Origin of the sequence: Thiofilum sp. (assembly GCF_016711335.1) — a bacterium.
Classification (GTDB): Bacteria; Pseudomonadota; Gammaproteobacteria; order Thiotrichales; family Thiotrichaceae; genus Thiofilum.
Window position 1 is genome coordinate 3,468,404 of record NZ_JADJTF010000001.1, and the last position, 14,605, is coordinate 3,483,008.

At 44.9% G+C, this 14,605-nt stretch carries 13 protein-coding genes; 12 read left to right on the plus strand and 1 reads right to left on the minus strand.

The annotated features are described in order from the left end of the window. Positions 1-28: 28 nt before the first annotated feature. Positions 29-766, minus strand: coding sequence for an acetoacetyl-CoA reductase (gene phbB, locus IPL34_RS16225; protein ID WP_296842510.1), 738 nt, complete (start codon positions 764-766; stop codon positions 29-31). Positions 767-1,166: 400 nt separating this feature from the next. On the opposite strand from phbB, the gene urtA reads away from it, so the two are divergent. From urtA to IPL34_RS16285, 12 genes are all read left to right on the plus strand, one after another. Next, positions 1,167-2,474, plus strand: a complete 1,308-nt coding sequence (gene urtA, locus IPL34_RS16230; protein WP_296842511.1) for an urea ABC transporter substrate-binding protein — start codon at positions 1,167-1,169, stop codon at positions 2,472-2,474. A gap of 82 nt (positions 2,475-2,556) precedes the next feature. Then, positions 2,557-4,140 (plus strand): urea ABC transporter permease subunit UrtB, encoded by a 1,584-nt coding sequence (gene urtB, locus IPL34_RS16235; protein ID WP_296842512.1) that lies wholly within the window; start codon positions 2,557-2,559, stop codon positions 4,138-4,140. 3 nt (positions 4,141-4,143) lie between these two features. Beyond that, the gene (gene urtC, locus IPL34_RS16240) at positions 4,144-5,253 is read left to right on the plus strand and encodes an urea ABC transporter permease subunit UrtC (RefSeq protein WP_296842513.1); all 1,110 of its coding nucleotides are present in this window, start codon (positions 4,144-4,146) and stop codon (positions 5,251-5,253) included. After that, the gene (urtD, locus tag IPL34_RS16245; protein ID WP_296842515.1) at positions 5,250-6,041 is read left to right on the plus strand and encodes an urea ABC transporter ATP-binding protein UrtD; all 792 of its coding nucleotides are present in this window, start codon (positions 5,250-5,252) and stop codon (positions 6,039-6,041) included. Before urtC ends, urtD begins: the two co-directional genes overlap by 4 nt. A gap of 2 nt (positions 6,042-6,043) precedes the next feature. After that, positions 6,044-6,739 (plus strand): urea ABC transporter ATP-binding subunit UrtE, encoded by a 696-nt coding sequence (gene urtE / locus IPL34_RS16250; RefSeq protein WP_296842516.1) that lies wholly within the window; start codon positions 6,044-6,046, stop codon positions 6,737-6,739. 78 nt (positions 6,740-6,817) lie between these two features. After that, a complete protein-coding gene (locus IPL34_RS16255) occupies positions 6,818-8,311 on the plus strand; it encodes an AAA family ATPase (RefSeq protein WP_296842517.1) in 1,494 nt (497 codons plus the stop codon). Between the two features lie 2 nt (positions 8,312-8,313). Beyond that, positions 8,314-8,967 (plus strand): retron system putative HNH endonuclease, encoded by a 654-nt coding sequence (locus tag IPL34_RS16260; RefSeq protein WP_296842519.1) that lies wholly within the window; start codon positions 8,314-8,316, stop codon positions 8,965-8,967. Between the two features lie 20 nt (positions 8,968-8,987). Next, entirely contained in the window at positions 8,988-9,437 is a 450-nt protein-coding gene (locus IPL34_RS16265) for a DUF3291 domain-containing protein (RefSeq protein WP_296842520.1), read from the plus strand. Positions 9,438-9,621: 184 nt separating this feature from the next. Continuing rightward, the gene (locus IPL34_RS16270; RefSeq protein ID WP_296842521.1) at positions 9,622-10,857 is read left to right on the plus strand and encodes an imelysin family protein; all 1,236 of its coding nucleotides are present in this window, start codon (positions 9,622-9,624) and stop codon (positions 10,855-10,857) included. After that, a complete protein-coding gene (locus IPL34_RS16275; protein ID WP_296842523.1) occupies positions 10,857-12,269 on the plus strand; it encodes a di-heme oxidoredictase family protein in 1,413 nt (470 codons plus the stop codon). The genes IPL34_RS16270 and IPL34_RS16275 overlap by 1 nt, the downstream gene beginning before the upstream one ends. A 14-nt stretch (positions 12,270-12,283) precedes the next feature. Then, entirely contained in the window at positions 12,284-13,450 is a 1,167-nt protein-coding gene (locus IPL34_RS16280; protein ID WP_296842525.1) for an imelysin family protein, read from the plus strand. Beyond that, positions 13,451-14,575 carry a DUF1513 domain-containing protein gene (locus IPL34_RS16285; RefSeq protein ID WP_296842526.1) on the plus strand — a complete coding sequence of 375 codons (1,125 nt, stop codon included), beginning with the start codon at positions 13,451-13,453 and terminating at the stop codon, positions 14,573-14,575. It abuts the gene before it with no gap. The last annotated feature ends 30 nt before the right edge of the window (positions 14,576-14,605 follow it).

Genomic DNA, 14,605 nt, shown 5'->3' on the forward strand with positions numbered 1-14,605 from the left:
ATCTAAGTACTCTTAAGAAGTACGGGTATTAACCCATATGTAAACCGCCATTCACGGAGAAGTCAGCGCCGGTAGCAAAACCAGACTCATCGGAGGCTACCCAAGAACACATAGAAGCAATTTCTTCGGCTGTCCCTAAACGTTTGACCGGAATAGTAGCAACAATCTTATCCAATACTTCTGGTTTAATCGCCCTTACCATATCAGTACCGATATAGCCCGGACTCACCGTATTAACCGTCACACCTTTATTCGCCAACTCCTGCGCTAAAGCCATGGTAAAACCGTGCATACCTGCTTTAGCCGCAGAATAGTTGGTTTGACCGGCTTGCCCTTTAGCACCATTGACGCTGGAAATATTGATAATGCGTCCCCAGCCTTTGTCTACCATATCAGCAACGACTTGCTTGGTGACATTAAACAGGCTGGTGAGGTTAGTACTAATAACAGCATCCCATTCTGCGCGGGTCATTTTCAGGAACATACGATCTTTGGTAATACCGGCATTATTGATCAGAATATCAATCACGCCATGCTCGGCTTTGGCTTTTTCAAAGGCGGAAACCGTTGAATCCCACTCGCTAACATCACCTACGGCTGCATAAAAGGTATAGCCTTCTGCGGCTTGTTCATCAATCCATTTTTGATGATCACGGGTAGGACCACACCCAGCGATAACTTTGTACCCATCTTTGTGCATGCGTTGACAAATAGCAGTCCCAATGCCGCCCATGCCTCCGGTAACAAATACAACTTTCTGACTCATAACTCCTCCTTTGGTACACCTTAGAAAATAATTAGTAAAAAACACTAAAGTGTGATGCGGTTTGTAGCTTAGCGCGTGGTGAGCTTAGGCAGCTCCAACGCTTTTGTTTTAATGGCTAGAGAAAATATACCTATTTGGGGTAATAGCCAAGTAGTTTTGTGAGTCTACCCTTACTTTTCAGCTCGCACCATCATTAAGCTATCAAGCACCAAAACTAACGCCATATTTTAGTGCATTGCAGCATAGCACTTGGCAAACGTGCACCATTAATCCATTAACCCTAAAAACCCACCGTATTTAGTGCATGAAAATCACTTGGCACAGCCTTTGCTAGATCCATTCATAGGTTCAAACATGGGGAACCTCCAACATCCCGACCTTAATAATGGAGCTTTTAGATATGCTTTTGACAACAAAGCTAAAACAGACGCTGTTAGCATTAGGTACTGCTGCCGCTATTGGCTTTACTACTCTAGCCCAAGCCGCCGATGACACCATTAAAGTTGGGGTCTTGCACTCACTCTCTGGCACAATGGCGATCAGCGAAACTACCCTCAAAGACACCATGCTCATGTTAATTGATGAGCAAAATAAAAAAGGTGGGGTATTAGGTAAAAAATTAGAAGCGGTTGTGGTTGACCCTGCTTCTAACTGGCCATTATTCGCGGAAAAAGCGCGTGATTTAATTGAAAAGGATAAAGTCGCAGCGACGTTTGGCTGCTGGACTTCGGTATCACGTAAATCGGTATTACCCGTTTTTGAAGAGAAAAACAGCCTATTATTCTATCCTGTACAATATGAAGGCGAAGAATCATCTAAAAACGTGTTCTACACGGGCGCTGCACCAAATCAACAAGCGATTCCCGCCGTTGACTATTTAATGAATGAATTAGCAGTCAAGCGCTGGGTTTTAGCGGGCACGGATTATGTTTATCCACGCACGACCAATAAAATCTTAGAAGCCTATCTCAAATCCAAAGGGGTAGACGAAAAAGATATTATGATCAATTACACCCCGTTTGGTCATTCTGATTGGCAATCGATTGTGGCGGATATTAAAAAATTTGGCTCTGACGGCAAGAAAACCGCTGTTGTGTCTACCATCAATGGTGATGCTAATGTGCCTTTCTATAAAGAGCTAGGTAATCAAGGTATTTCTGCTGAAGATATTCCCGTTGTAGCATTCTCAGTCGGTGAAGAAGAACTCTCTGGTATTGATACCAAGCCTTTAGTGGGTCATTTAGCGGCTTGGAACTATTTCATGAGCGTTGATAATGAAGCCAATAAAGAGTTCATCAAAAAATGGCAAGAGTTCACTAAAAACCCTAAGCGCGTTACTAATGACCCGATGGAAGCGCATGTGATTGGCTTTAATATGTGGATTAAAGCACTGGAAAAAGCTGGCACGACCGACACGGATAAAGTCGCTGAAGCGATGATTGGTTTAGAAGTACCTAACCTCACCGGGGGTATTGCTAAAATGTTGCCAAATCATCATTTAACCAAGCCCGTATTAATTGGTGAAATCCAAGAAAACGGTCAATTTGAAGTAGTTTCCAAAACCTCAGAAGTCCCCGGCGATGCATGGTCAGATTTCTTACCTGACTCTAAAAACATCGTAGCGGACTGGACTGGTAAAGAAACGGGTGGCACACCTTGCGGTAATTATAATACCGAAACCAAAAAGTGCTCCGGTCAAAACTTCTAACCTATAGTTCTTATCGCAAGCACCCTTTTTCTAGGGCATTTCATGAGTTTGAAATGCCCTCTCTTTAGACTGAGCCTGCACTATGATCAAACACCTTCTCACCCTTTTCCTATTTAGCTTGCTGTGTTTACCCAACGCTCAAGCTACACAGGAAAATGATGTACTGCCTACTGTCCTGCCCTTATTACAAGAAAACACCACTGCCAGTAAACAACAAGCTATTACTACCCTTGCCGCTAGTACTGACCCACGTAGAGCGCAGTATCTACAAGCGCTTTTAGCGGGTGAGCTATATCTGCATCCTAATGGCACTCTCGCCTTCGTCAAAAACAATCAAGCTCTTGATGCTAAAACCGATCAAGTACTAAGCTTACCTAGTAGCGAATTTAAAAAGATTACCACCACTAATAATTTACGCAGCCAAGTACGCAAGGCATTAGAGCAGCTCAATCTCACTGATCCTAATCCTACAGTACGCTTGCAAGCCGCTACCAATTTATTGAGCACCATTACGCCAGATATTGCTGAAAATTGGCGGCAATTACTCAGTACCGAAACCGATACTAAAGTCAAAACGGCGTTGCAATTAGGCATTGATTTAGCCGATGTGAATGCCAACGAGAAATCAGCCCGCTTACAAGCGATTCAATTACTCTCCGGCAATCTTGCCCCCGAAGTGCGTAAACGCTTGCAACCCTTAACTACTGATAGCGATCCCGATATTGCAGAAGCAGCCAAAAGCTCCTTAAAGAAAATTAATGATCAAATCGAACTCTATGGGCACGCCGAAACTTTATTTTTTGGTTTAAGCCTAGGCTCAGTATTGGTACTCGCCGCGATTGGTTTAGCGATTACTTTTGGGGTAATGGGTGTGATTAATATGGCGCATGGTGAATTGATGATGCTAGGCGCTTATACCACTTACTTTATTCAGCAGTTAATGCCTAATTTTATTGACTATTCGCTGCTGATTGCTATCCCCGCCGCGTTTATCGTATCGGGTTTAATGGGGATTTTAATTGAGCGCACGGTAATTCGTCATTTATACGGTCGCCCGCTAGAAACCTTATTAGCCACTTTTGGGATTAGTTTAATTCTGCAACAGTTAGTGCGTACCGTCGTCTCGCCCCAAAATGTTCCGGTGGCTAATCCTTCATGGATGTCGGGTTCATTAGAACTCAATAGTGTGCTGTCACTCACTTATAACCGCCTGTATATCATTATCTTTTGCCTCGTAGTATTCGCCATTTTATTTATGGTGCTACGTAAAACGAACCTTGGTCTACAAGTGCGCGCTGTGTCGCAAAATCGCGCTATGGCACGGGCGATGGGAGTACGCTCCGCACGAGTCGATGCGCTTACTTTCGGTTTAGGCTCTGGTATCGCAGGGGTGGCAGGAGTGGCATTAAGTCAGCTCACCAATGTCGGTCCGAATTTAGGGCAAAGCTATATTATTGATTCCTTCATGGTCGTGGTATTTGGCGGGGTGGGTAATCTGTGGGGTACTTTAGTCGCGGGCTTGTCGCTGGGCGTGGTGAATAAAGTATTAGAGCCTTGGGCAGGTGCAGTGCTGGCTAAAATTCTAGTATTGATCTTTATTATTCTATTTATTCAAAAGCGCCCGCGTGGATTATTCCCACAAAAAGGCCGTGCTGCGGGAGATTAAGCCATGTTGATTACGTCTATCTTACGCAATGATCGCGGCGGGCAAATCATGCTCGGAGTGCTCTTAGCAGTACTCATCGCTGTACCGATTTTAAATCTCATCGTCCCTGCGGGTAATCCGCTACATGTACCGACTTATCTAGTCACTTTAATGGGTAAATACCTTACCTATGCACTGCTTGCTATTGCGGTGGATTTAGTGTGGGGCTATTTGGGTATTTTAAGCCTAGGGCATGGTGCATTTTTTGCCTTGGGTGGCTATGCCATGGGTATGTATCTGATGCGCCAGATTGGTGATCGGGGCGTATATGGCAATCCAGAACTACCGGATTTTATGGTGTTTTTGAATTGGAAAGAGTTGCCGTGGTTTTGGTATGGCTTTGATATGTTTTGGTTTGCCATGATTATGGTGGTACTCATTCCCGGACTATTAGCCTTTCTATTCGGCTGGCTCGCGTTTCGTTCGCGTGTCACGGGGGTTTATCTCTCGATTATGACTCAAGCGCTTACCTATGCACTCTTACTAGCCTTTTTCCGTAATGAAATGGGCTTTGGCGGCAATAATGGTCTGACCGATTTTAAAGATATTTTAGGCTTTAGCCTGCAAGCGGATGGAACTCGCATCGCGCTATTCATTGCCTCTGGTATTGCGGTGATGCTCGGCTATTTACTCTGTCGCTACATTATCAATTCCAAACTAGGACGGGTGGTGGTAGCGATTCGAGATGCTGAAAGTCGTACCCGCTTTGTGGGTTATAAAGTGGAAAACTATAAAGTTTGGGTCTTTACGGTTTCAGCAATGCTCGCTGGTATTGCGGGGGCTTTATATGTGCCGCAAGTGGGGATTATTAATCCGGGTGAGTTTTCGCCTTTGAACTCGATTGAAATCGTGATTTGGGTAGCGATTGGTGGACGTGCCACGCTGTATGGTGCGGTATTAGGTGCGATTTTAGTGAATTACTCCAAAACCGTATTCACGGGGCTGATGCCAGAGTCATGGCTTTTTATGTTAGGCGCTTTATTCGTGTTAGTGACCTTATATTTACCTAAAGGCTTAGCGGGCTTAGTGAATCAAATTAAGGCTCACACAATTAATAAAAAGGTGGCAGCATGAGTGAAGGTGAAGGCGCTCGTTTTTTTACTGAGCAAACCCTCGATACAACCCACAAAGCCATTTTATATCTGGAAGATTTAAATGTGAGCTTTGATGGTTTTAAAGCGATTAATAACCTAACCCTTTATATTGATACCGGAGAATTGCGCTGCATTATCGGTCCTAATGGAGCGGGTAAAACCACCATGATGGATATTATTACCGGAAAAACTAAACCCGATAGTGGTCAAGCATGGTTTGGGCAAACAATTGATTTATTAAAAATGACGGAGCCTGAAATTGCCAATGCCGGAATCGGACGCAAATTTCAAAAGCCAACTGTATTTGAATCGCATACCGTCGCAGAAAATTTAGAACTGGCTATGCACGGTAATAAAGGTGTGTGGTATAGCCTCCGCGCTAAATTAAGTGGTGAACAAAAGTTTTTAATCGATGACACGCTGCGTACTATTGGGCTAACTGAGCACTATTATCGTCCAGCAGGTGCATTATCACACGGGCAAAAGCAATGGCTGGAGATTGGGATGCTGTTGGTGCAAAAACCGCACTTGATGCTAGTGGACGAACCGGTCGCGGGCATGACGCATCAGGAAATGGATCGCACTGCTGAATTGCTGGTATCCCTTGCAGGTGAACGCTCGGTGGTGGTGGTGGAGCATGATATGGAATTTGTGCGCTCGATAGCGGATAAAGTCACGGTTTTACATCAAGGCAGCGTATTAGCTGAAGGCACGATGGACGAAGTACAAAATGATCCGCGCGTCATTGAAGTGTATTTGGGGGAATAACGATGCTCAGTGTGCAAAAGCTCAATCAATTTTATGGTGAAAGTCATACGCTGTGGGACTTAGATATGGAGGTTCCAAGTGGTAAATGCACGGTGCTAATGGGGCGTAATGGGGTAGGCAAAACGACGCTATTGCAGTGCATTATGGGACTGCTCAAGGTGCGCGATGGTGTCATTCACTATCAAGATCAAAATCTAATAGGTGTCGATGCGGAAAAACGCGCCAATTTAGGGATTGGTTATGTGCCGCAAGGACGGCAGATTTTCCCGCTGCTGACGGTGGAGGAAAATTTATTGATTGGTTTACCCGCACGGCGCGATAAGGTACGCAGTATTCCACCGTTTATTTTTGAACTGTTTCCGGTATTGAAACAAATGCTGGGACGGCGTGGGGGTGATTTATCCGGTGGACAGCAACAGCAATTGGCAATTGGTCGGGCGTTAGTGCTTGATCCTAAGCTATTGATTTTAGATGAGCCAACGGAAGGGATTCAGCCGAATATCGTGCAGGAAATCGGCGATATTATTCGTAAGCTGAATCAGGAGATTGGGCTAACGGTGTTATTAGTGGAGCAGAAATTACCGTTTGCTCGCAAGGTGGGGGATAATTTTTGTATTTTGGATCGAGGGCGGCAGGTGGCACAGGACGATATGAGTGCTTTGAATGAGGAGCTGATTCAGAAGTATTTGACAGTATGAAGTAAAATATTGGTTCGGTGCAGGACAGAGAGTGAAGTGCTAAACTGTAGCTCCTGTTCCTAGTCTAGTGGTTAAATCATGGATGCTAGCCCCATTATCCCTATTTCAGTCGCTTCCTTAGAGCTGACTAACTTTCGTTTATTTAGTGAATTAAAAGTAGAGCTACATCCAGAACTTACTATTTTCGTTGCTCCTAATGCGGGTGGTAAAACAAGTATTTTAGATGCCATTTTCTACCACCTATGTTTGTTTTTAGAACCAAACACCGTCAAAAAATCAATAAAACATGATATAAAAACCCCCTCTCCAATAATTCCACTTTTTGAGATACAGCTTAAATACTCTCTAATGGCTGAGCAAAATCAGGCTGCTAGCCCTATCAAAAATATAAGCTGTATCAATAAAATGATTCCTTATATCGAAAGACCAGAAAAATTTTACTGGGTATCTCGGATTTCTGATAACAATCATGTAATGAAAAAAAACTCAATATATGAGTTAAGTAATGATAGTAATGAGGAGAGAATAAAGTTACTTTCTGAAAATATTGCAATATCCAATAGAGTCTCAGAAGCACTCCGTATCCTTATGGCTGTTATAGAAACAGAGCTTAATCCAACTATACTTAAAAGCGGATCTGTCGATACGCTGTCGTTATTTGCTTATTTCTCAGCAAATCGCCGTCTTAAAACAGACTCAAATGTATTATATGAGTATAAGGAACTCAGTAGGATACAAGCATTTCAGAGTTTACTGCCTAGTACCGATGAATTTTTTAATAGTTTTGAAGCATGGCTTAGAGAACGCTCTATCAGTGGATTAGAAACACGCCTAGCCTATCAAGAACAGGGTATTACAGAAGAACCACCAGAAGACTCCCATTTAAAAGCGATATCCAAAGTACTGGCTACTATGCTTTCATCGGAAGTCGGTATTGAAACTGTCAAATATTTTGCTAGTGAAAAAGGTATTCGTGCAGTCACTAAATCTGGTGAGCGCATTGATATTAACCAACTGAGTCATGGAGCAAAATCGATTCTGACTATCGCCGCACAATTAGCCATGAATAGCTGCGCCCTAAACCCACATTTACGCGACCAAGCTCCTGAATATACCCCAGGTATCGTGCTTATTGATGAAATAGACCTACATCTTCACCCTAAATGGCAGCACCATGTATTAGAAGATTTAAGGCGCTGCTTTCCTCGCATGCAATTTATTGTTACTACCCATAGTCCTGCTATTTTATCTACCGTCAAACGCGAACATATTCGTGTAATTGAAGTGGACTACAGTACGGGCATAGGTACTGCAACTACCCCACAGAGTCGCTCCTATGGCGAATCTATCGCTGACACGCTTGAGACCATTATGAATGTGCCTAGTCGCCCTCAAAATGAGTTAGTCAAGCGTATTAATGCTTACTTAGATTGGGCAGAAAATGGCGACTTAACAGAGGACAAAAGCTCCGAGCGTAGTGCATTAGAACAGGAACTAGGTACAGAACACCACGATTTATTTAATGCTGACCTTATTATTCGTCGTAGAAAAATTCTAGCTGCACGGGGCTAAACATGCGCTATATTCAAAAAATCCCTGTGCCACCTGAATTACAAGCATCCCTAGAAAAATCCCTTAAAAAGAAATTAAGTTGGGACAACTTTAAAGATGAAGATGGGCGTAGTGAACTAAGAGCACATCTTTGGAAAGAGCAGTTTGGTTTATGTGCCTATTCAGAAATTAGCTTAAATGAATATGGTTTTCATATTGATCATATTCAGCCTAAAGGTAATTCGAAATATTTTCATCTGCGTTTTGATGCAAACAACCTAGTAGCTAGTGCCTTAGTAAATCAAAACTGTGTAGCAAAAAAAGACTTGTTTGGTGGACATAAGAAAGATAATAGCGAGATAGCCATTACCCCAGCACAGCAAAACTGTAATAAGCATTTTGAGTACACGCCAACAGGTATGATTCAACCTGCTAAACAATTAACTGATCAAGATAAACAACTCACTCAACAGACCATTGACTGTTTAGGGTTACAGTGTCAGCTATTAATTAATAAACGCCATACTGTTTATGCCAGCATTAACCAACAACTATCTTATTTACTAGAAGATGCGGAAGCTCTTTCCTATTTTATTAATGACTATTTAGAGCCTAATGCACAAGGTCAACTAAAGCCATTTCAATCTATGGCAGAACAGATATTTAATCGAAATTAAATTCACTAGAGATTTACACTATGACCTACCACCTCGCCCAACTCAATATTGCCACCCTACTCGCTCCCCTAGATTCGCCTCAATTAGCGGATTTCGTAGCTAACCTAGATCAGATTAATACCCTAGCCGAAAACTCCGATGGATTTATCTGGCGTTTAATTGAAGATTGCCGTGACCCGCAATTAGCCCATCCCTTTCCCGATAATGTGATTGTGAATATGTCCGTGTGGCGCGATATAGAAGGACTAAAAGCCTTCGCGTTTAAATCCGCTCATGTGGACATTATGCGGCGGCGACGTGAATGGTTTGCCAAAATGACCACCGCCTATGCCGCGCTATGGTGGATTCCAGCCGGACATCAACCCACTCTCGCCGAGGCAGCCGAACGCTTAGCTCATTTAGATCAGTATGGAGCTACGGAACACGCCTTTACCTTTGCCAAACCTTTTGCTAGTCCTGCACTGCTTTAAAAACAACCATATCGCTCCTAATAGCCTAATGCTCTCCTTATCCCCCCGTACCGCTTAGGCTATCTCGCTAAGCTATTTGCTTATTCAAATAAGAATCATTACTATCTGCTCCAACTTGAGAATAGTTCTCATTATAGCCTTATAACTACTTTGCCTGTGTTGACTGTTTATTGGGAGATTCTTTGTGATACGTCAGACCTTATTAGCCACTATAGTAGCCAGCACCCTAGCGCTTGCAACTCCCTTCGTCACGCACGCCGACACGCCCCCAGCCACCCCCAGCGCACAGCAAGTCCTCACTCACTATGCTGATATTGCCTACGCTAACTACACCGACTCATTAAATTCCGCCAAAACCCTACAAACCGCCATTGATACCTTTATCGAAAAGCCTAGTGCTGAAACGCAACAAGCCGCTAAAGACGCATGGCTCAAAGCCCGCCATAGTTACAGTCAGACCGAGGTCTATCGTTTTGGTAATCCTAATGTGGACGAGTGGGAAGGACGGGTAAATGCGTGGCCATTAGATGAAGGGTTGATTGATTACGTCAAAACCGATGCCTATGAACATGAGGACGGCAATCAATTTGCTAAAGCTAATATTATTGCCGGCACTGAACCCATTACAGCCGAGCTATTAGAGTCTTATCAAGAAAAAGGCGGCTCGGAGGCAAATGTAGCCATCGGCTATCATGCGGTGGAATTTTTACTGTTGGGTCAAGACCTTAATGAAGATCCCAAACAAGCAGGGCAGCGTTCTTATACCGATTATCTTCAAGGTGAATCCTGTACCAATGGTCACTGTGAACGCCGCGCTGCCTACTTAAAAACGGTTACTGAGTTATTGGTCAAAGACCTCGAAACGATGGTCAAGGATTGGGAACCTAATCACGACAATTACCGCAAAGCTTTCTTGGCGTTAGACGAGGCTGAAGGTATTCGACGTATCTTATTTGGTATGGGTAGTTTGAGTTTGGGTGAACTAGCCGGACAACGCATGAATGTAGCGCTGCTGGCACACTCTCAAGAGGATGAACACTCATGCTTTAGTGACAACACGCACGATGATATTAAGCAAAATATCCAAGGGGTCGAAAATGTCTATTTAGGGCGGTATATTAAAGCGGATGGGTCAACTTTAGAGGGCGCAAGCCTTTCTCAATTAGTCGCGGCTAAAGATGCTAAAGCGGATACTGCGTTAAAAACTCAACTCACCACCGCTCTCAACCATGCTGACACTATTGTCAAAACTGCTCAAGCCGGTACTGCATTTGATCAACAAATTGCGGCAGGAAATGAGCACAATGCACAAGTCAAAGCCACTATTGACGCCTTGAAAACGCAAACGGCTGCAATTGAAAGGGCGGCTAGTAGTCTTGGCATACAAAACCTCAATCCAGAACCTCTGGAGGCGGAATAATGAGACTATTCTCGTTATTAGCTGCCCTATCAGTTATCTTGAGTGTAAGCACTAAGCTCTACGCCGCCACCCCTGCAAAAGCTCCAGACTTACGTTTATCGGGTGGGGCTACCACTACATTTGATAAAAGCGTCAATGCGTTTTCACTGCCTGCTAGCAATATGAGTATTTTGCGCCGTGACCAATTTTTTATTGGTAATGCGTTTTTCACTCAACCGTGGGTCAGCGCCCCCTCTTCCACCACAGCACGCGATGGTTTGGGACCACTGTTTAATAGCAATAGCTGCCAAGGCTGCCACACCAAAGACGGACGCGGGCAACCGCCGCACTCTTTAGCGGATACTCATTTCACCTCTTTAATCCGGCTTAGTATTCCGCCTACTACGGCAGAACACGAATTAGTCGTTAAAACGCTGGGGGTAGTCCCTGAACCCACTTATGGTGACCAATTGCAACCTCTCAGTATTCAAGGTATCCAAGCCGAGGGCAAACCCGTGGTGGAGTACGAAACCATTACGGGGCAATTTAAAGACGGCACGCCTTATGAACTACTTAAGCCTAAAGTGAGCCTTGCTCATTTAACTGACGGTGCTGTGCACGCTGATACTCAACTCTCTATGCGTGTTGCGCCAGTGATGGTAGGTATGGGTTTATTAGAAGCGATTCCCGAAGCGGCACTTTTAGCCTTTGCTGATCCTGATGATAGTAATGGGGATGGTATTTCTGGTCGTCCTAATCGCGTTTGGGATATTAGAACGCAACAAGCTCAATTAGGGCGCTTTGGCTGGAAAGCCAATCAACCCACCGTGGAGCAACAAACCGCCAGCGCGTTTCAGGGTGATATTGGCATTACTTCTAGTCTGTTTCCTCAGCAAAGTTGCACAGCTAAGCAAACCGCCTGCTTAGCCGCACCTGATGGTGGCAAACCCGAAGTCAGTGATGAGATTTTGAACCAAGTTACCTTTTATGCCTCCACACTCGCGGTTCCTGCGCGACGTAAAGTCACTGATCCGCAAGTGCAAGCCGGGCAAGTGATTTTTAATAAAAGTGCTTGTGCCAGTTGCCATATTCCGCATTACGTCACGGGTAATAAAGCGGATTTTCCCGAGTTAGAACATCAATCGATTCAGCCTTTTACGGATCTATTGCTGCATGATATGGGTGAGGGGCTAGCCGATCACCGTCCTGATTTTGCAGCAACCGGCGCTGAATGGCGTACCGCGCCTTTATGGGGAATAGGCATGATTGAAAAGGTCAATGGTCATACACGCTTTTTACATGATGGACGCGCTCGCAATCTGATGGAAGCCATACTCTGGCATGGTGGCGAAGCTGAACCCTCCAAGCAAGCGGTACTCAATCTCGATGCTAGCGAGCGTGCTGCCCTATTAGCCTTTTTAAACTCATTATGAGCGCGTTATTTGCTATGAAACTCACCCCAACCCTCAGCACTCTAATTTTGATGCTCAGTCTAACGAGTACTGGGCAAGCCGATGACTTAGCGACTCCTGCAACGCCCCCTACCGCAACTGAAGCAGTCAGTACACCTGCAACCGCACCCACATTAGCGGTTAGTGACGAGGATATTCGTGCACTATTAACGGCTATGACCGACAAGGTGATAGTACCCACTTATCAAGCGCTTGAAGCTCATACCCAGACACTAGCCACTGCTAGTCAAACCTTTTGCACTAAGCCCGACCTAGCGAATTTTAATAGCGTAAAAGCAGCTTGGTCAGCAGCCTTAAGTACGTGGCAACAAACCGATGCTTTTACTATTGGTCCTGCCTTAGACGAACAATTTGATTTTAATTTTTACTTTCGCCCGATTAAAAAGAACCTAGTCAATACCGTATTAAAAAGTACCGAGCCTATTACCCCCGAAATCCTTAAAAAAAATGGGGTGGGGGTACAAGGTTTTGCAGCACTAGAGTATTTATTATTTGAGCGCGACCAGTCGGAAGCAGATGTATTAAATCGCTTCACCCACTCGAAACGCTGTGAGTATTTAGTCGCCGCCAGTACTTTGCTGCACACTCATAGCACTACCTTATTGCACACTTGGACACCGCATTTTAGTGATGCCATGAAAGAGGTGGGCAAAGGCAGCACCGAGTTTGTCACCGCACCCGAAGCCTTTAATGTCGTGATGAATCGGGTCTATCAAGCGGCTGAAAATGCGAAATTAAAACTCCAACCTGCCCTAGGTCAGCCTGCCTTTCAAGCTGGCTTAGATCCTCAGCGTGAACAAGTTAAGCCCTATCAGCTTGAAGCGTGGCGCAGTGGTCATACCCTTGCCAATACGAAAGCCACACTCTTAGGGGTCGAACAGATGCTAGTAGCAGGTGGGGTATTGGACTGGCTCAAGCAACAAGATAAAGCACTACTAGCGGGTGAATTTGAAAGCCTCTTTCAGCGCATTAAAGCCATTGAGTTTCCCTCCAGTGATTTATTTGCCCAATTAGAAGCGCGTGACTTTAAAGCAGCCGATGCACTCTTTAATGAAGCTCAAATGCTCACCCGTTATTACAAGCAGCGTTTAGCGAGTACTTTGGGTGTGAGTTTAGGTTTTAATGAAAACGATGGTGACTAAGTGATAAATCGGCAACGACGCCAGTTATTACAGTTCTTAGGTGGCACGAGCCTAGCAATTGGGGCGGGCTTTGGGGGTTGGAGTATTTCAGCCTCTAGTACTTCCGCTCTTAGCACCCAAACAGGCTATTTATACAGTGCCGCCACTTTAGATTCGGGGCTATTTGCTCTCGTTCAAGTCGAGTTAGCTAGCTTTACTCAGCACTTCTTTCCGCTGCCTTTTCAAGGGCATGCTGTTTTACCCTTGCCTGATCAGAGCGTGCTGGTATCAGGACGCCGCCCTAGTACGCAATCTGCTTTGGTGCATATTGAAACAGGTGAAATACGGCTTTTTAGTGCGAGTGCAGGGCGACATTTTAATGGGCATGGTTGCCTTAGTAACGATAAGCAGGTGCTGTTCACCACTGAAAATGCCTATGACGAGGTGAGCGGGGTGATTGGTATTCGTGACCCTAAAACGGGCAAAAAGCTGGGGGAATATAGCAGTGGTGGTCTAGACCCGCACGATATTAAACTCATGCCTGATGGTAAAACCTTAGTGATTGCTAATGGCGGCATTGAAACCCACCCCGATTTTGGGCGACGCAAACTGAATATCGACACTATGCAACCCTCGCTGGTGTATTTGGATAGCTACACGGGTGAGGTGTTGGATGACTATCGCTTGCCTCAGCCTCAATTAAGTATCCGCCATTTAAGCGTAACTCCTCAGGGTGATGTCGGGGTGGCTTTGCAGTATGAGGGCAATAGGGTGCGTAATCCGCCTAGTGCTTTGGTAGCTTGGCAAGCTTTGGGTCAAACACTAGAGCCGCTGCTCAGTACGCCTGAGCAATTAGCGCCTTTTAAGGGTTATTTAGGGGATGTGATGATTAATCCTGATACGCAGGAATTGCTGGCAACCTCTTTACTAGGTCAAGCTTTAGGTACTTGGGATTTAACGAGGCGCTGTTTTAAATCGGCCCTGCCTATAGCCGAGCCTAATGGCATTGTGCTCACACCTGATCAGCAGGTATTGGTTTCGAGTGCTACCGGGACACTGAATACTTGCACCCATCGCCACCTTCAGCCCTGCCCGATTCAACAGAGGGTTGCTTGGGATAATCATTTGATTTTAGTCACCACCTAGTGCGGGTTCTAACGAGGGGCTAGCACTCCC

Excerpts from the sequence above, each read along its gene's own strand:
- phbB (WP_296842510.1), bottom strand. The coding sequence starts at position 766 with ATGAGTCAGAAAGTTGTATTTGTTACCGGAGGCATGGGCGGCATTGGG.
- IPL34_RS16280 (WP_296842525.1), top strand. The coding sequence starts at position 12,284 with ATGAAACTCACCCCAACCCTCAGCACTCTAATTTTGATGCTCAGTCTA.
- urtC (WP_296842513.1), top strand. The coding sequence starts at position 4,144 with ATGTTGATTACGTCTATCTTACGCAATGATCGCGGCGGGCAAATCATG.
- IPL34_RS16255 (WP_296842517.1), top strand. The coding sequence starts at position 6,818 with ATGGATGCTAGCCCCATTATCCCTATTTCAGTCGCTTCCTTAGAGCTG.
- urtB (WP_296842512.1), top strand. The coding sequence starts at position 2,557 with ATGATCAAACACCTTCTCACCCTTTTCCTATTTAGCTTGCTGTGTTTA.
- IPL34_RS16260 (WP_296842519.1), top strand. The coding sequence starts at position 8,314 with ATGCGCTATATTCAAAAAATCCCTGTGCCACCTGAATTACAAGCATCC.
- urtE (WP_296842516.1), top strand. The coding sequence starts at position 6,044 with ATGCTCAGTGTGCAAAAGCTCAATCAATTTTATGGTGAAAGTCATACG.
- IPL34_RS16275 (WP_296842523.1), top strand. The coding sequence starts at position 10,857 with ATGAGACTATTCTCGTTATTAGCTGCCCTATCAGTTATCTTGAGTGTA.
- urtD (WP_296842515.1), top strand. The coding sequence starts at position 5,250 with ATGAGTGAAGGTGAAGGCGCTCGTTTTTTTACTGAGCAAACCCTCGAT.
- IPL34_RS16265 (WP_296842520.1), top strand. The coding sequence starts at position 8,988 with ATGACCTACCACCTCGCCCAACTCAATATTGCCACCCTACTCGCTCCC.
- urtA (WP_296842511.1), top strand. The coding sequence starts at position 1,167 with ATGCTTTTGACAACAAAGCTAAAACAGACGCTGTTAGCATTAGGTACT.